General features: G+C 74.2%; 12 protein-coding genes. 4 read left to right on the top strand and 8 right to left on the bottom strand.

Translation table 11 applies throughout. From position 1 onward, the window contains the following. Positions 1–14: 14 nt before the first annotated feature. The 4 genes from folE to M8C11_RS03075 all read right to left on the bottom strand — a co-directional run bounded on the left by folE (position 15) and on the right by M8C11_RS03075 (position 4,031). Positions 15–632 carry a GTP cyclohydrolase I FolE gene (gene folE / locus M8C11_RS03090; protein ID WP_121683718.1) on the bottom strand — a complete coding sequence of 206 codons (618 nt, stop codon included), beginning with the start codon at positions 630–632 and terminating at the stop codon, positions 15–17. A gap of 86 nt (positions 633–718) precedes the next feature. Continuing rightward, positions 719–2,731 carry an ATP-dependent zinc metalloprotease FtsH gene (gene ftsH / locus M8C11_RS03085; protein ID WP_120572785.1) on the bottom strand — a complete coding sequence of 671 codons (2,013 nt, stop codon included), beginning with the start codon at positions 2,729–2,731 and terminating at the stop codon, positions 719–721. Between the two features lie 379 nt (positions 2,732–3,110). Next, on the bottom strand, positions 3,111–3,686 hold the full coding sequence (hpt, locus tag M8C11_RS03080; protein ID WP_013288988.1) for a hypoxanthine phosphoribosyltransferase: 576 nt from the start codon (positions 3,684–3,686) through the stop codon (positions 3,111–3,113). Positions 3,687–3,785: 99 nt separating this feature from the next. After that, positions 3,786–4,031: a hypothetical protein gene (locus M8C11_RS03075; protein ID WP_252448240.1), complete on the bottom strand. Its 246-nt coding sequence runs from the start codon at positions 4,029–4,031 to the stop codon at positions 3,786–3,788. 42 nt (positions 4,032–4,073) lie between these two features. On the opposite strand from M8C11_RS03075, the gene M8C11_RS03070 reads away from it, so the two are divergent. After that, a complete protein-coding gene (locus M8C11_RS03070) occupies positions 4,074–5,033 on the top strand; it encodes a GlxA family transcriptional regulator (protein ID WP_252448238.1) in 960 nt (319 codons plus the stop codon). A 264-nt stretch (positions 5,034–5,297) separates the two neighbouring features. Here M8C11_RS03070 and tilS read toward each other — a convergent pair whose 3' ends face one another. The 3 genes from tilS to dacB all read right to left on the bottom strand — a co-directional run bounded on the left by tilS (position 5,298) and on the right by dacB (position 8,985). Beyond that, a complete protein-coding gene (gene tilS, locus M8C11_RS03065; protein ID WP_252448444.1) occupies positions 5,298–6,227 on the bottom strand; it encodes a tRNA lysidine(34) synthetase TilS in 930 nt (309 codons plus the stop codon). A gap of 109 nt (positions 6,228–6,336) precedes the next feature. Further along, the gene (locus M8C11_RS03060) at positions 6,337–7,404 is read right to left on the bottom strand and encodes a zinc-dependent metalloprotease (protein WP_091426057.1); all 1,068 of its coding nucleotides are present in this window, start codon (positions 7,402–7,404) and stop codon (positions 6,337–6,339) included. Positions 7,405–7,470: 66 nt separating this feature from the next. After that, entirely contained in the window at positions 7,471–8,985 is a 1,515-nt protein-coding gene (gene dacB, locus M8C11_RS03055) for a D-alanyl-D-alanine carboxypeptidase/D-alanyl-D-alanine-endopeptidase (RefSeq protein WP_374667053.1), read from the bottom strand. Between the two features lie 469 nt (positions 8,986–9,454). Between dacB and M8C11_RS03050 the strand changes: the two genes are divergently transcribed. After that, positions 9,455–9,961, top strand: coding sequence for an inorganic diphosphatase (locus tag M8C11_RS03050; RefSeq protein ID WP_013288994.1), 507 nt, complete (start codon positions 9,455–9,457; stop codon positions 9,959–9,961). Positions 9,962–10,016: 55 nt separating this feature from the next. Here the strand turns inward: M8C11_RS03050 and eccD are convergent, their stop codons facing one another. Beyond that, positions 10,017–11,399: a type VII secretion integral membrane protein EccD gene (gene eccD / locus M8C11_RS03045; RefSeq protein ID WP_252448236.1), complete on the bottom strand. Its 1,383-nt coding sequence runs from the start codon at positions 11,397–11,399 to the stop codon at positions 10,017–10,019. A gap of 105 nt (positions 11,400–11,504) precedes the next feature. Here eccD and eccCa point away from each other — a divergent pair, with 105 nt between their 5' ends. Both eccCa and mycP read left to right on the top strand, forming a co-directional pair. Continuing rightward, positions 11,505–15,443 (top strand): type VII secretion protein EccCa, encoded by a 3,939-nt coding sequence (gene eccCa / locus M8C11_RS03040; protein WP_252448235.1) that lies wholly within the window; start codon positions 11,505–11,507, stop codon positions 15,441–15,443. A gap of 88 nt (positions 15,444–15,531) precedes the next feature. Beyond that, positions 15,532–16,845 carry a type VII secretion-associated serine protease mycosin gene (gene mycP, locus M8C11_RS03035; RefSeq protein ID WP_374666886.1) on the top strand — a complete coding sequence of 438 codons (1,314 nt, stop codon included), beginning with the start codon at positions 15,532–15,534 and terminating at the stop codon, positions 16,843–16,845. Positions 16,846–16,847 lie beyond the last annotated feature (2 nt).

Raw genomic sequence — 16,847 nt, 5'->3', positions numbered from 1 at the left:
GTGCCGGTCGGGGGTCAGCGGGCCATGATCAGCGCCATCGCCTCGGCCCGCGACTTCGCGTCGTTCTGGAGGCCGCCGCGCACGGCCGACGTGATGGTCTTCGCGCCCGACTTCTGGATGCCGCGCATCGCCATGCACATGTGCTCGCACTCCAGCACCACGATCACGCCGCGCGGCGCGAGGCTGGACATCAGCAGGTCGGCGATCTGCGAGGTGAGCCGTTCCTGCACCTGCGGCCGGCGGGCGAACACCTCGACCAGCCTGGCCAGCTTGGACAGGCCGGTGATCCGGCCGTCCGGGCCGGGGATGTAGCCGATGTGCGCGCTGCCCCGGAACGGCAGCAGGTGGTGCTCGCAGAGGCTCATCACGTCGATGTCCCGGACGAGCACCAGTTCCTCGTGGTTGGCCTCGAACGTGGTGCGGAGCACCTGCGCCGGGTCGACACGCAGGCCGGCGAAGAGTTCGGCGTACGCGCGGGCCACCCGGGCCGGCGTCTGCTGGAGGCCGTCGCGGTCCGGGTCCTCGCCGACCGCGATGAGGATCTCGCGGACCGCCTTCTCGATCCGGGCGAGGTCGACGGTGTCCTCCACCGGGCCACCGGTGAGCTTGCCGCTGATCAGGCGCGCGGCCACGTAGTCGAGCGCGTCGTCGCCGTCGGGCTCGGTTGCGGAGACGGCCGACTCCCTGTGCGGGGAGCCGGCCGTCGTCGGATCGCTGTTCAGTGCGTACCGTCCGAGTTGTTGCTGGAACCACCGATCGAGGCGGCGGCGTCGGCGCGGGACTGCGCCGCCAGCGCCTCCTTCTCGGCCGGCGTGAGCACCGGCGGCTCGGTGGAGGGCTGACGCTTGCCGAAGCCGTGGTACGGCGCCATCGGCGGGCGCTTGACGACGCGCGCGCAGATCCGGGCCATGTCGGCGGTGGAGAGCGTCTCCTTCTCCATCAGCTCCAGGACCATGTTGTCCAGGACGTCCCGGTATTCCACCAGGATCTCCCAGGCCTCGTCGTGGGCCAGCTCGATCAGCGCGCGCATCTCGCCGTCGATCTCGGCGGCCACCGCGTCGGAGTAGTCCCGCTCGTGGCCCATGTTGCGGCCGAGGAACGGCTCGTCGCCGCTGGTGCCGTACTTGATCGCACCGAGCTTGGAGCTCATGCCGTACTGCGTGATCATCGCGCGGGCCAGCTGCGTTGCCTTCTCGATGTCGTTGCCGGCGCCGGTGGTCGGCTCGTGGAAGACGAGTTCCTCGGCCGCCCGGCCACCCAGCGCGTACGCCAGGGTGTCGATCATCTCGGCCCGGGTCTGGGTGTACTTGTCCTCTGTCGGGAGGACGAGCGTGTGACCCAGCGAGCGACCCCGGGACAGGATGGTCACCTTGTGCACCGGCGCGGCGTGCGGCAGCGCCCAGGCGACCAGCGCGTGCCCACCCTCGTGGTACGCGGTGATCTTCTTCTCCTGGTCGCTCATCACCCGGGTCCGGCGCTGCGGGCCGGCGATCACCCGGTCGATCGACTCCTCCAGGGAGTCGTTGGTGATCGCCCGCTGCTCCTTACGAGCGGTGAGCAGCGCGGCCTCGTTGATCACGTTGGCCAGGTCGGCGCCGCTGAAGCCCGGGGTACGCCGGGCGACCGCGTCGAGGTCGACGTCGGGCGTGAACGGCTTGCCCTTGGCGTGCACCCGCAGGATGGCCTTGCGGCCCTCCATGTCGGGGGCGTCGACCGGGATCTGCCGATCGAACCGGCCCGGGCGCAGCAGCGCCGGGTCGAGGATGTCCGGCCGGTTGGTGGCGGCGATCAGGATGACGCCGCCCTTGGTGTCGAAGCCGTCCATCTCGACCAGCAGCTGGTTGAGCGTCTGCTCCCGCTCGTCGTGACCGCCGCCCATGCCGGCGCCACGGTGCCGGCCGACAGCGTCGATCTCGTCGACGAAGACGATCGCCGGGGCGTTCGACTTGGCCTGCTCGAACAGGTCGCGGACGCGGCTGGCACCGACACCGACGAACATCTCGACGAAGTCGGAGCCGGAGATGGAGTAGAAGGGCACCCCGGCCTCGCCGGCGACCGCGCGGGCCAGCAGCGTCTTACCGGTACCGGGCGGGCCGAACAGCAGCACGCCCTTCGGGATCTTGGCGCCCAGGGCCTGGTATTTCGCCGGGTTCTGCAGGAAGTCCTTGATCTCGTGCAGTTCCTCGACGGCCTCGTCCGCACCCGCGACGTCAGCGAAGGTGGTCTTCGGCGTGTCCTTGGTGATCATCTTCGCCTTGGACTTGCCGAAGTTGAGCACCCGGGAGCCGCCGCCCTGCATCTGCGACATGAAGAACAGCAGCAGGAGCACGAGCAGCGCGATAGGAAGCAGGTTGACCAGCAGGCTGACCCAGATGCTGTCCGACGACACCTTCGTGTCGACCGGGCCGGTGATCCGGTCCGCCGCCTCGGCCTCGCGTACCTGGTTCCAGACCTGGCCGCCGACCTCGTACGGGAACTGCGCCTCGATCTTGTCAGTGGTGGTGTCGCCGTCGAACTTGGCCTTGTCCTTCAGGTCGAGCTGGAGCGTCTGCTCCTTGTCCTGGAAGACGACCTTCTCGATGCCGCCCTTGTTGAGCTGGTCGAGCGCGACGGACGTGTCCACCCGGTGGTAGCTGGGACCAGCGGTGAACAGTTGACTGAGCACAACGGCGCCGAGGATGACCAGGATGATCCAGACCACCGGTCGGCGGAAGAAACGCGTACGTTCCATGCTGTAGTCGGGTGCCGAGGCGCCCGCATCCTCCTGATCGACGTCCTGACCGTCTGAATGGTGTCGCCGCCCTGAGCGGCGGCCGGGGCCGCCGTGCGGGCCGGCCCGACCCCCGAGGCACGCAAACTGCCGCACCACGGTCATTCGACGGTACACCGTTCGGGCGACGCGTGAGCTTGCGAGCCCGGCACTTACGCGTAGGGCGAACCCGGGTTTGGAGCCGGCGTGGCGGGGAGCTCCCACCCGGCCCGCCCACACCGCACGGTCACGCGGTTCGAGGGGCCGGGCGTGGAGAGTGCCTCCACGTCACCGGTCCCTACCGTAGACCGGAAGACTGAGAGCCCGCTGAATGTCCGCTGACGAAGGGCTCGGCAAAGCCTCAGGCCCGTGCGTACACCTCGGGCTTGAGCACCCCGACGTAGGGCACCTCGCGGTACCGCTCGCCGAAGTCGAGCCCGTAGCCCACGACGAACTCGGTGGGGATGTCGAACCCGACGTACTTGACCGGGACCTGCACCTTGACCGCGTCCGGCTTGCGGAACAACGCGACCACCTCGACGCTCGCCGCGGAGCGCGACTCCAGGTAGCGCAGCAGCCAGGACAGCGTCAGGCCGGAGTCGACGATGTCCTCGACGACCACCACGTGGCGGCCGGCGATGTCCCGATCCAGGTCCTTGAGGATGCGGACCACGCCGGACGAGGTGGTGCCCTGGCCGTAGGACGAGACGGCCATGAACTCCAGCTCGGCGGGCGGGCCCTGGCGGCCCAGCGCGCGGGCGAAGTCGGCCATGAACATGACCGCTCCCTTGAGCACGCACACGAGCAGCAGGCCGTCCTCGACGTGGGCGTAGTCCGCCGAGACCTGCTTGGCCAGCTCCGCGGTCTTGTCGCGGATCTGCGCCTCCGAGATGATCACGTGGTCGATGTCGGCGTCGTACCAGGAGCCGTCAGCCATGCTCCTAGCCTGCCGTACGCCCCGGCGCCGCCGTCGGCGGGGCCGCCCCTTTTGGCGCGGTCCCGCCGAGGATTTTCGGCGCGAACTGAATAAATCACCTCAGCAGGTACTGGAGCGCCAGCGCTGCCCGTCGTCGCTCGGCTTCCAGTCGGCCGAGTCGCGGGTGTCGGCGGTGAACCCGAAGGCGCTGGCACCGACGAGGAGGAGCAGGAAGAGCAGGAGCAGCAGAACGGTCATGGCGGCGCTCACTTTCAGGTGGTTGAGACTGTTTTCGCCGCCGGTGCGCACCGGACACCATTGATTCTGCGGGCCACCGACCGATCCGGACAGTGGCAGGAATGTCATTGGGCATCGATTTACTGCCACCTGTCGGGTTACCCTCGTCACATGCTCCGCTCGGTCGCCGTCATCGCCATGGACCAGGTCGCCGCGTTCGAACTCGGCGTGCTCGCCGAGGTCTTCGGCACCGACCGCACCGCCGACGGCTTCCCCGGCTACCGGTTCGACGTCTGCACCGCCGACGGCGGCCCGGTCCGCAGCCGCTCCGGCTTCCTGCTCACCCCCACCGCCGACCTGGGCCCGGTCGAGGACGCCGACCTGGTGGCGGTGCCCGCGCACGCCGACGGCACCCCGCTCCCCGAGCCGGTGCTCGCCGCGCTGCGCCGCGCCGCCGACCGGGGCGCCTGGCTGCTGAGCGTCTGCGCCGGCGCGTTCGTCCTCGGTGAGGCGGGCGTGCTCGACGGGCGCGACTGCACCACCCACTGGCGGTACACCGACGAACTCCAGCAACGCTTCCCGGCCGCCCGGGTCCAGTGCGACTCGCTCTACGTCCAGGACGACCGGCTGCTCACCAGCGCCGGCACCGCCGCCGGCATCGACGCCTGCCTGCATCTGGTACGCCAGGAGCACGGCTCGGCGGTGGCGACCCGGCTGGCCCGCCGGATGGTCGTGCCGCCGCACCGCGACGGCGGCCAGTCGCAGTACGTCGAGGCGCCGATCCCCAAGGCGCCGGAGGCGCCCACCCTGGAACCGGTGCTGGAATGGCTGATGGGACACCTGCGCCGACAGGTGACAGTGGACGAGCTGGCGGCACGCGCCGGGATGGCGCCGCGCACGTTCGCCCGCCGGTTCCGCGCCGAGACCGGCACCACCCCGCACGACTGGGTGACCAACCAGCGGGTGCTGCTGGCCCGGCACCTGCTGGAGGACACCTCACTGAGCGTGGAGAGCGTCGCCGAGCAGGCCGGCTTCGGTGACTCGGCGGCCCTGCGGCACCACTTCACCCGCCGGGTGGGCACCACCCCCCTGGCCTACCGCACCACTTTCCGAGACCGCCAATCCACCTGACGCCCCCGCTCCCGCCCCCGCCCTCGCCGCCGCGCCCCACCCCACCCGCGACCCGCCCGCGCCCCGCCCCGCCCCGCCCCGCCCATCATGAAGTTGACCGCGCGGTCAGCCCGTTTTCTCCCCGTCAACTTCATGATCGACGCTGCCGAGAGCCCGCGCACCACCTCGCCCTCACGGCGGTGATCAAGGAGTTTGAGGGCTGGGGAGGGTCGGGACGTGACCCGAAGTCCTTGGTCAACGGGGGGTGGGAGGAGAGGGCGGCGGTCAGGGCAGGAGGTGGCCGGCCTGGCGGTGTACCTGGCGGCCGCCGGGGAGGTGCACCGGGCCCTGTCCGTGCCACGCCGTGACCAGGGCGTCCAGTGCCGCCACGTGACTGTGGGACAGCGCGGCCGGCGTCGCGCCCAGCTCGCGGGCCCAGGTGTGCAGCACCCGGGTACGGACGGCGGCCGGCAACTCGGCGAGCCCGGCGACACAGAGCCCGCCGTCAGCGGTGCGGACGTCGGCCAGCGCGGCGTCGGCGAGCGCGTCGAGCGCGGCGTTGTCGGCCGCGAGCAGCCCGGCGGTACGGGCGAGGTTCGCCACCACCCCCGGCCCGAGCGCGTCGACGAGTGCGGGCAGCGCGTCGGCCCGGACCCGCGCCCGGGCGTACGCGGGGTCGGCGTTGTGCGGGTCCGCCCACGGATCGAGTCCGAGCGCGGCGCAGGCGGCCCGGGTGTCGGCGCGCGGAATGTCGAGCAGCGGCCGCAACAGGGGCACCCCGTCGACGTCGCGCCGCTCCGGCATCCCGGACAGCCCGCGCGGTCCGGCACCCCGGGCCAGCGCCAGCAGGACGGTCTCGGCCTGGTCGTCGCGCGTGTGCCCGAGCAGCACCCCGGCTGCGTCGTACCGGTGGGCGGCGGCGATCAGCGCCTCGTACCGGGCCTCGCGGGCGGCCGCCTCCGGGCCGCCGGGCCGGCCGTCCACGCGTACCGGAAGCACCTCGACCGGGTCGAGCCCTTCGGCGCGGGCCCAGCCGGCGACCGCCTCGGCCCGTTCGGCGGATCCGGCCTGCAGGCCGTGGTCGACGGTCACCAGCCCGGCCGGGCGCCCGAGCCGGGGGGCCACGAACGCGGTGGCGGCGGCGAGCGCGAGCGAGTCGGCCCCACCGGAGCAGGCCACCAGCACCGGGCCGGCGCCGGGCAGGCCGGTCAGCATCCGGCGGACGGCGAGCCGCACGGCGGCGACGGCGGGAGCGGGCGACGGAGAGCGACGCGACCGAGCCCCGGAACCAGCCGAGCCGCCGGAACCAGCCGGGCCGGGCGGATCAGCCGACGGGCGGGGTGGCACCGGCGGGACCGTGCACGCGGGACACCCAGGCGTCCGGGTCGCCCAGCTCGTCCAGGCGGGGCAACGTCAGCGGGGACGAGAAGATCTTGTTGAAGCCCGCCATCCCCACCCGGTCGACCACGCCGTGCACGAACTTGCGGCCCTCGGCGTACTGGCGCATCTTGACCTCGATGCCGAGCAGCCGCCGGATCGCCTTCTCCAGCGGGTTGCCGGACTCGCGGCGCCGGTTGAACGCCGCCCGGATCGACTCGACGCTGGGGATGACCTGCGGTCCCACGCCGTCCATCACGAACTCGGCGTGGCCCTCCAGCAGCGTCATCAGCGCGGTCAGCCGGTCCAGCACGGCGCGCTGGGCCGGGGTCTGCACGATGTCCAGCACGCTGGCCCGGCTCTCCGGGTCCTTCACCGCGTCGGAGAGCGTCGCGACGCCGCGGCGCAGCCGTTCCAGCAGGTGCTCGCCGCCCTGGGAGGCGTCCACGAACGCCTGCACCTCGCCGAGGAAGTACGCGCGCATCCACGGCACGGCGGTGAACTGGGTGCGGTGGGTGACCTCGTGCAGGCACACCCAGAGCCGGAAGTCGCGCGAGTCGGCACCGAGCTTCCGCTCGACCTCGAGGATGTTCGGCGCCACCAGCAGCAGCTGGCCGGGGTCGCCGGCGAAGACCTCGTACTGGCCGAGCACGCGGCCGGAGAGGTACGCCAGCACGGTGCCGGCCTGCACACCTGTGACCCGGGAGCCGATCGCCTCGGTGAGCGCGCCGGGCCGCTTGTCGCCGGAGAGGCGTTCGACCAGCGGGGAGACCACCTCACGCAGCCCGGCGATGTTCGCCGCCGCCCAGTCCCGGCGGTCGACCACGCGTACCGGCGGGTGCGCGACCTGCGCCCGCAGGCCGGTGTAGTCGGCGACGTGACCGGCCGCCTCGTCGGTCAGCCGGCGCAGGTCGCCGACCACGTCGGTGGCCTCGGCGTACGACACCCGAGGGCCCGACTTGCTCAGCGCCCCCGCGGTAGCGGCGGCCAGATCCCAGTCCACGAACTGCGCCATGAACCCACCGTACCCGCGCCGGAACACCCCCACCCGGGCTCGCGCCGGCCGATCGACGCCCGTCGGTCAGCGGCAGCCGCACCCGGCCAGCGCGGAGCTGATCCGGTCCAGCGCCGCCCGGGTCTCGTCCAGCGAGCCCTGCGTGCGGTCGGTGAGCACGGCGAACGTGAGCAGCCGGCCGTCGGCTGTGGTCACCGTGCCGGCGATCGCGTTGACGCCGCTCAGCGTGCCGGTCTTGGCCCGGACGACGCCCGCTCCGGCGCGGGTCGCCGCCGCCCGGTAGCGCTCGTCGAGCGTGCCGGACCAGCCGCCGACGGGCAGGCCGCCGAAGATCGCCGCCAGTTCGGGGTGGCTGCCGTTGCCGGCGAGCGTGATCAGGTCGGTGAGCAGCGAGGGGCTGATCCGGTTGGTGCGGGACAGTCCGCTGCCGTCGGCCAGGCTGATCTCGCCGGCGGGCAGGCCCAGCTCACCGAGCACCTGGTCGGTGGCGGCCGCACCGCCGACGAACGAGCCGGGCTTGCCCTTGGCGAGCGCCACCTGGCGGGCCATCGCCTCGGCGATCACGTTGTCGCTGTCGCTGATCATGATGTCGACCAGCCGGATCATCGGCAGGGACTCGACCTTGCCGAGTTCGGCGCCGGCGGCGGTGCCCGTGGCGCCGGACGCGGCCGGCGCGGTGCCCCGGGCGACCTGGGCGGCGCCGCCGGTCAGGCCGAGCAGCTTGGCGAACTGCCGGCCGGCGGTCAGGTCGGGCTGCGGCACCCGCTCGGCGGCGTGGTTGGTCTGCTCGGCGGTGCGCCGCGCCTCCGCCGGGTTCTTCCGGGCGCCGTCGGTCATCAACGCGGTGATCGCCGCGCCGAAGCCGCCGGTGGGGATGTCGGCGTCCCAGCCGGGCTCGAAGACCGGGCCGCTGAACAGCGACGAGTCGACGATCACCTTGGTCGGGGCGGTGCCGCCGAGCGCGTCGCGCACCTGGGCGGCGAGGTCGTCCAGCCGGGCCGCGCCCGGGTAGAAGCCGTTCTTGTCCACGGCGAGCGTGGGGTCACCGCCGCCGACCAGGACCACCTCGCCCGGGTTCGCCCCGGCCACCGCGCGGGTCGGGATCCGGTAGGCCGGGCCACGCGCCGCGAGCACCGCCACGCCGGTCGCCAGCTTGGTCACCGAGGCGGGCACGGTGGGCGTGTCCTGGCCGCTGCCGTAGAGCGCCTGGCCGGTGCTCACGTCGGCCACCGACACGTGCACCCGGTCACCGAGCGCGGCGGCGCGGACCAGCGGGTCCAGCGCGGATCGGATACCGGCCTCGGTGGGCAGCGGGGCGTTGCCGTCCGGCCCGGTAAGCACGGCCTGCGGGGAGGGCTCGGGCGGCGCGGCGACCGCCGTACCCGTGCTGTCGTCGTCGCCCAGCCACCCGGCGACCGGGCCCGGGCGCAGCACGGCGAGCCCGGCCACCACCAGGGCCAGCACGAGCACGCAGGCGAGCGCCGCGACGAGCCGCAGGCGGCGTCGCGGTCGAGCCGGGGGCGGCCCGGAGGGTACGGGCGGCGCGGCGCCGACCGGCGGAACCGGCGGGCTGACCGGGATCGGTGCCGGCGCTCCGGGCCAGTTCAGCGGCGCCGCCGGGTCGTGCGGCGGCCCGACGCGGGCCGAGCCGCTCGCCGGGCCGGAGCCGTGGTGCGGCGGGCCGGAGCCGTGGTGCGGCGGGCCGGAGCCGTGGTGCGGCGGGCCGGAGCCGTGGTGCGGCGGGCCGACGCGGGCGGACCCGGTGGCCGGAGAGGGACGATGAGGGACGTTCGCCCCCGGGACGGACACCCGTCCGGTGGCCCCGCCGGAACCGGAACCGGCGGACCCGCGCCCGTCAACCCTCTCGGGGCGGTAGTGTGAATCTTCCCTCCCCACGGCCCCCTCCTCCCCGCTCGAAATCGCCTTGGGCGACACTACTTCGGTCCGAACACTATGCGGCGGCCGGAGCCGACGGGGGGCGTTCACCCCGCGCCGGGGGTGAGCCGCTGGTTTCCGTTAGCCAGCGTGGGCAAACGAGGGAGCGTGGAAGATGGATTTCGACGTCACGGTTGAGATCCCCAAGGGTCACCGCAACAAGTACGAGGTAGACCACGCGACCGGCCGCATCCGGCTGGACCGCACCCTCTTCACCTCCACGCAGTACCCGGCCGACTACGGGTTCATCGAGGGCACCCTGGGCGAGGACGGCGACCCGCTGGACGCGCTGGTGCTGGTGCCCGAGCCCACGTTCCCGGGCTGCCTGATCCGCTGCCGCACCATCGGCATGTTCCGGATGACGGACGAGAAGGGCGGCGACGACAAGGTCCTCTGCGTGCCCTACGAGGACCCGCGTCAGGAGCACCTGCGCGACATCCACCACCTGGGCGAGTTCGACCGGCTGGAGATCCAGCACTTCTTCGAGGTCTACAAGGACCTGGAGCCGGGCAAGTCGGTCGAGGGCGCGACCTGGGTGGGCCGGGTCGAGGCCGAGGCGGAGATCGCCGCCTCGTACCGGCGCGCCAAGGAGGCCGAGGAGCGCGGCGAGACGCTGCACTGACGATCACGCCTGCCGGAGGCCCGGGTCGCGCTTCGCGACCCGGGCCTCCGCATGTTCAGGCGAGCAGGTCGCGGGCCCGGTCGTAGAGGCCGAGCACCGCACAGGCCACCGGCACGACAGCGACCACGAGCGCGGTGTCGGTCAGGTCGGCCAGCCGGCCGAGGTACGGGGAGACCGGGCGCCGGGCGTACGTGGCGCCGGCGGTGACCGCCGTCAGGGCCAGGGCCAGCCCGCCCACCGTCAGCGCGAGCCGGCCACCCGGACCGGCCCGGTCGGCCAGCACCACGCCGAGCAGGGCGAACCCGGCCAGCCCGGCGACGATCGCGGGCATCCGGTGCCGTACCGCCACGAACAGACGGGAGCGCAGCAGCAGCACCCCGCAGGCGACGGCGGCGAGCAGCAGCCCGGCGGTCCGGCCGACGGAGACGAGCACCGCGACCGCGCCGACGGCCAGCACCGCGTGGCCGAGCAGCATCCCGGTGAGCACCTCCTCGGCGCGGGCCACCGCCGCGTGCACCCGGCCCCGGTCCGGCAGGTCGCGGGTGCCGGCCGGGCTGGGCAGGGTGAGCGGCGGCAGCGGCAGCTTGCCGACCCGGATGGCCAGCAGCGGCAGCCCGCCGAGCGCGAACACCAGCACGGCGAGCAGGACCGCGGCGGTGCCGTCCGGGTCGAGCAGCAGCCCGCCGAGCGCTGCTGTCACGCCGGCCGCGCCGACAGTCACCCCGGCCACGAAGACGCGGGACCGGCTGGCCACGCCGAGCAGGCCGAGCACCGCCACCAGCAGCAGCGCCACCGAGCCCACCAGCAGTTCGGGGGCGCCCACCCAGCGCAGGCCGGGGATCGGGCCGACCGGGTCGCCCGAGGCGACGGCCAGCGCTCCGGACACGGCGGCCCAGGGCAGCGCGTACCCGCCGAGCGTGGCGCCGACCGGGCCGTCCCCGTACGCCCGGGACGCGGCGGTGGCGGTGAGCACCAGGATCAGGGCGACCGCCGCGGCGACCGGCCAGCCCCGCGCGCCCGGACCGGCGGCGACCACGGCGAGCAGCCCGACCGCGAGGGGTACGGCGGCACCGGCGAGCGCGGCGGCCCGGGTGGCCCGGCCCGACCAGGCGGCGCCCCGGCGCCGGGCGCCGTCCACTATCGCCTCGACCACGTCGTCGTACTCCAGCTCGGGCCACTGGGCGCGGGCCGGCACCAGGTGCAGCACCTCGCCGTCGCGGACGCCCTGCGGCAGCAGCGCCTGGGCGGTGGCCAGCACCGCGCCGTCGGTGCGGCGGAGCACCCATCCGCCGTGCCGTTCCCCGTCGTCGGCCAGTCCCTCACCGGCGTGCCGGAGCACCTCGGGCAGCAGCTCGGCCAGGGGCACCTGCTCCGGTAGGGCCACGTCGACCCGCCGCCTGGGCGCGCTGATCGTGACCCGGGCGAGCCCGCTTGTCATCGAGGCATCTCCATATCGAGCGGAGGGAGTGGGCTGACGGACGAGAGGACTTTACCTACGATGAGCCAGGCTCGGGTTACCCAGAGCCACTTTCGGGGAGGGTGAGTGTCCACTGTCGTCATCAAGCGGCCACCACGCCGCCCGGCCCCGGAGATCCCGGTCGGTGAGCTGCCCGTCGAGGCCCCGCCGGAGATCCCCGCCGCTGCGGGCGGGCGCTGGCAGCAGGCGCTGATGGTGCTGCCGATGCTCGGCGGGACGGTGGCCATGGCGATGATGTTCGGCCGCGGCGGCGGGGCCTACTCGTACGTGGTGGGCGGCATGTTCGGCCTCTCCTCGCTGGCGATGCTGGTGACCACCTGGGGCAGCGCCGGGCCGAAGAAGTCCGAGCTGATGGCCGCCCGCCGGGAGTACCTGCGCCACCTGGCCACGCTCCGGCGCCGGGTGCGGGAGACCGCCGGGGCCCAGCGGGCCGGGCTGTCCTACCGCCATCCCGAGCCGGGGCGGCTCTGGTCGACTGTCGACAGTCACCGGGTCTGGGAACGCCGTCCGGGGGACCCCGACTTCGCCGTGGTCCGGGTCGGTGTGGGGCCGCAGACGCTGGCCACCCCGCTGGTTCCGCCGGTCACCCGCCCGCTGGAGGAACTGGAGCCGATGACGGCCGGGGCGCTGCGGCGTTTCCTGGACGCGTACTCGGTGGTGCCGGACCTGCCGGTGGCGCTGTCGCTGCGCAGTTTCGCCCGGGTCTTCGTGCGCGGGCCGGCCGGCCCGGTACGCGGCGCCGGGTCGCCCGCCGCGCAGGCGCTGGCCCGGGCGGTGCTCACCCAGCTCGCCGTCTTCCACGCGCCGGACGAGCTGCTGATCGCGGTCTGCGCCGGGCCGGAGCGCCGCGCCGCCTGGGAGTGGGTGAAGTGGCTGCCGCACGCGCACCATCCGGCGCGTACCGACGCGCTGGGCCCGGTGCGGCTGGTCACCAGCTCCGCCGCCGACCTGGAGCGGCTGCTCGACGACGTGCTCGGCGCCCGGTCCCGGTTCAGCCCGCACGGCACCGCGACCGACGGGCCGCACGTCGTGGTGGTGCTCGACGGCGGCGACCTGACCGGCGCGACCGACCTGGCCGGCGACGGCGGGATCGACGCGGTCACCGTGCTCGACCTGGACACCCCGCCGCCCCGGCTGCTCGACCGGTACGCGCTCCTGCTCGACCTGGTCGACGGCCGGCTGCACTCGCACTCCGCGGAGGGGCACGCCGAGGTGGGCGCCGCCGACGCGCTGGCGCCCGCCGACGCCGAGGCGGTGGCCCGGCGGCTCGCGCCGCTGCGGCTGGCCGGCACGGTACGCGGGCCGGACGCGCCGCCCGGCGCCGAGCTGGGCCTGCCCGAGCTGCTCGGTCTCGGCGACCCGGAGAGCTTCACCGCCGAGCAGGGCTGGGCGCCCCGGGCCGCGCGGGACCGGATGCGGGTGCCGATCGGGGTGGGCGCCGACGGCGGGGCGATCGACCTCGACCTGAAGGAGTCGGCGCAGGACGGCATGGGCCCGCACGGCCTGCTGATCGGCGCGACCGGCTCGGGCAAGTCGGAGCTGCTGCGCACGCTGGTACTCGGGCTGGCCGCCACGCACAGCTCGGAGCAGCTCAACTTCGTGCTCGTCGACTTCAAGGGCGGCGCCACGTTCGCGCCGTTCGAGCGGCTGCCGCACACCGCCGCCGTGATCACCAACCTGGCCGACGCGCTGCCGCTGGTGGACCGGATGGTGGACGCGATCAACGGTGAGCTGATGCGCCGGCAGGAACTGCTGCGCCGGGCCGGCAACTTCGCGAGCGTGCGCGACTACGAGCGGGCCCGGGCGGCCGGCTCGCCGCTGGCCCCGCTGCCGTCGCTGCTGCTGATCTGCGACGAGTTCTCCGAGCTGCTGTCGGCCAAGCCCGACTTCATCGACCTGTTCGTGCAGATCGGGCGGCTGGGCCGGTCGCTCGGTGTGCACCTGCTGCTGGCGAGCCAGCGGCTGGAGGAGGGGCGGCTGCGCGGGCTGGACACGCACCTGTCGTACCGGATCGGGTTGCGGACGTTCTCCGCTCTGGAGTCCCGGACGGTGCTGGGCGTGCCGGACGCGCACGAGTTGCCGCGCAGCCCGGGGCACGGTTACCTGCGCTCGGGCACCGACCCGCTGGTCCGGTTCAAGGCCGCGTACGTCTCCGGCGCGGTCCGCCGCCGCGGCGGTGCGGCGGGCGCGTCCGGCACCGGTGAGGCACGCGTGCTCGCGTTCTCCACCCACCTGGTCCCGGTGCCCGAGCCGCCCGCGCCCGTCGCCCTGCCCGCCGAGGACGACGGCGGCGAGACGCTCCTCGACCTGCTCGTGGACCGGCTGGCCGGGCAGGGCCCGCCGGCGCACCAGGTGTGGCTGCCGCCGCTGGACACCTCCCCCGCGCTGGACGAGCTGCTCGGCCCGATCGGTGCCGACCCGGCACGCGGGCTCACCGTGGCGAATCCGGAGCTGCACGGGGCGCTCCAGGTGCCGGTGGCGGTGGTGGACAAGCCGTTCGAGCAGCGGCGTGACCTGCTCTGGCTGGCGCTGGACGGCGCGGCCGGGCACGTCGCGGTGGTCGGCACCACCCGCAGCGGCCGGTCCAGCCTGCTGCGCACGCTGGTCTGCGCGCTCGCGCTCACCCACACCCCGGCCGAGGTGCAGGTCTACTGCCTCGACTTCGGCAGCGGGACGCTCGGCACGCTGCGCGACCTGCCCCATGTGGGCGGCGTCAGCGGGCGGACCGACGGCACCGCCGTGCGCCGTACCGTCGGCGAGGTCGCCGGCCTGCTGGCCGAGCGGGAACGGCGTTTCGCCGAGGCCGGCGTGGAGTCGATGGCCGCGTGGCGACGGCGGCGGGCGGCGGGCGCGCCGGACCCGTTCGGGGACGTGTTCCTGGTGGTGGACGGGTGGAACACGCTGCGCGGCGAGTACGAGGACCTGGAACCGCTGGTCACCGAACTCGCCACGCGGGGCCTGGCGTACGGGGTGCACGTGGTGGCGAGCGCCCTGCGCTGGTCGGACTTCCGCCCGGCGATCCGCGACCTGTTCGGCTCCCGGCTGGAGTTGCGGCTCGGCGACCCGGCCGACTCGGTGGTGGTCAAGCGGGCGCTGGCGGCCACCGTGCCGGAGGAGCGTCCGGGTCGCGGCATCACGGCGGGCGGGCTGCACTTCCTGACCGCCGAGCCCCGTGTCGAGGCGCTCGGCGCGGAGACCGCCGATCTGGTGAAGGCGGTGGCAGGCGCGTGGACCGGTCCCTCCGCGCCCCGGGTGCGGTTGCTTCCGCCGGTGCTGCCGTACGCCGAGCTGGACCAGAGCGCGACGAGCGGGCTGGCGTTCCCGATCGGCGTGGCCGAGGCGGACCTGTCCCAGGTGGTGCTGGACTTCGCCACCGAGCCGAACTTCGTGGTCTTCGGCGACGCCGAGTGCGGCAAGTCGTCGTTCCTGCGCGCGCTCGCCACCTCGATCGTCAACCGGTTCACCCCGGAGCAGGCCCGGGTGATGCTTGTGGACTACCGGCGCAGCCTGATGGGCGTGATCGAGACCCCGCACCTGATCGGGTACGGCACTGCCGCGCCGCACACCGCCGAGCTGATCGAGTCGGCCGCCGGCTATCTCCAGGGGCGGCAGCCGGGGCCGGAGGTGACCCCGGCGCAGCTGCGCAGCCGGTCGTGGTGGAAGGGGCCGGAGCTGTTCGTGCTCGTGGACGACTACGACCTGGTGGCCGGCGGGCCGACGAACCCGTTGCGGGCGCTGGAGGACCACCTCCCGCACGCCCGGGACGTCGGGCTGCACCTGGTGCTGGTGCGGCGTACCGGCGGCGCCGGGCGGACCGCGTACGAGCCGATCGTGCAGCGGCTGCGCGAGCTGTCCACGGCCGGGCTGGTGATGTCGGGCGGCCCGGAGGAGGGTGCGCTCGTCGGTCAGGTGAAGGCCGGGCCGCTGCCCCCGGGCCGGGCGCGTCTGGTCACCCGCCGGGAGGGGGTGCGCCTGGTGCAGCTGGCGCATCTCCCGCCCGGGTGATCGGGCTGGCCGAGTTGCCCCGTGACGGTCGGGACAACCGGTAATCTCCGTGCAGCATGTGTCTGAGGCGACCGAACGGCTGGGGAATGTGACAGGGGATCGGCAGGGACCGCCCGGTGGGCTGCCCCGGCGTCGCGCCGGACGCGCGCTGCTCGCCGCCGTGTCGGCGCTGGTCACCGTGGCCGGTCCGCTGGCGCCGCCGGCCCATGCCGCACCCGCCGCCCCGGCCACTGTGGCGCGCCCCTGGGTGAGCCCCGACCTCCTGCTGCGCACCGACCAGGTACGCGACGAGCAGTGGCAGCTGGAGGAGTTGCGGGCGAAGACCGCGTGGCGCACCTCGACCGGGCGCGGCGTGGTGGTCGCGGTGATCGACTCCGGTGTGGACGGCACCCATCCCGACCTGGCCGGTCAGGTGCTGCCCGGCCTGGACCTGGTGACGCCGGACGGCTCGGACGGCCCGGACCCGGTGGGGCACGGCACCACTGTCGCCGGGCTGATCGCCGGGCGGGCCGACGACGACCGGGGCGTGCTGGGGCTGGCGCCGGACGCCAAGATCCTTCCGATCCGGGTCCTCGACGCCGAGAACCGCTACGACGACGCGCTGATCATCGCCAAGGCGGTGCGCTGGGCGGTCGACAACGGCGCCCAGGTGGTCAACCTGTCGCTCGGCGGCAGCAGCGACAACCCGGCCCTGGCCGCGGCGCTCGACTACGCGTTCGCCCGGAACGTGGTGGTGGTCGCCTGCACCGGCAACCTGGCCACCTCGACGACCACCGAGGTCTGGTACCCGGCCCGGGAGCCGGGCGTGCTCGCGGTCGCCGGGCTGGAGCGGACCAGCGAGAACCTCTGGTCCGGCTCGATCACGGGTCACGAGACGGTGCTCAGCGCCCCGGCCACCGGGCTCTACGGCGCCCGGCCGGAGGGCTACTGGCGGGTGCAGGGGACGAGCTTCGCCGCGCCGCTCGTCGCCGCGACCGCTGCCCTGGTCCGCGCGCGCTATCCGAAGATGTCGGCCGGGGACGTGGTCAACCGGCTGATCGCCACCGCCCGGGATCTCGGTCCGACCGGCCGGGACGACCGGTTCGGCTACGGCCTGGTCGACCCGGTGGCCGCGCTCACCGCCGACGTGCCGACGGTGGGCCACAACCCGCTCGACGACAACGACTCCCCCGGCGTGGTGGGCTTCGGGCCGGCGCCCGGCGACGAGCGGGACACCCGGGCCGCCGCGGCGGGCCGGGGTGGCGACCCGCTCGGGCGTACGGCGGAGAGCTGGAACGCCCGGCCGGCGGGCCAGACGGACGTCTCCGCGCCGGAGCGGCTCTGGACCGGCCTGGCCCTGTTCGTCGCGCTCGTCACCGGCACCGCCTTGATGGTTCGCCGGTTCCGGCAGACCCGTCGCTGAAC

This window comes from Micromonospora sp. CPM1, assembly GCF_023896895.1.
Lineage (GTDB): Bacteria > Actinomycetota > Actinomycetes > Mycobacteriales > Micromonosporaceae > Micromonospora > Micromonospora tulbaghiae.
This window is presented reverse-complemented; position numbering and strand designations above follow the sequence as displayed.

Coding starts and splice junctions, on each gene's coding strand:
- ftsH (WP_120572785.1), bottom strand. CDS start 2,731: ATGGAACGTACGCGTTTCTTCCGCCGACCGGTGGTCTGGATCATCCTG.
- M8C11_RS03070 (WP_252448238.1), top strand. CDS start 4,074: ATGCTCCGCTCGGTCGCCGTCATCGCCATGGACCAGGTCGCCGCGTTC.
- tilS (WP_252448444.1), bottom strand. CDS start 6,227: ATGCTGACCGGCCTGCCCGGCGCCGGCCCGGTGCTGGTGGCCTGCTCC.
- M8C11_RS03050 (WP_013288994.1), top strand. CDS start 9,455: ATGGATTTCGACGTCACGGTTGAGATCCCCAAGGGTCACCGCAACAAG.
- hpt (WP_013288988.1), bottom strand. CDS start 3,686: ATGGCTGACGGCTCCTGGTACGACGCCGACATCGACCACGTGATCATC.
- M8C11_RS03060 (WP_091426057.1), bottom strand. CDS start 7,404: ATGGCGCAGTTCGTGGACTGGGATCTGGCCGCCGCTACCGCGGGGGCG.
- eccD (WP_252448236.1), bottom strand. CDS start 11,399: ATGACAAGCGGGCTCGCCCGGGTCACGATCAGCGCGCCCAGGCGGCGG.
- M8C11_RS03075 (WP_252448240.1), bottom strand. CDS start 4,031: ATGACATTCCTGCCACTGTCCGGATCGGTCGGTGGCCCGCAGAATCAA.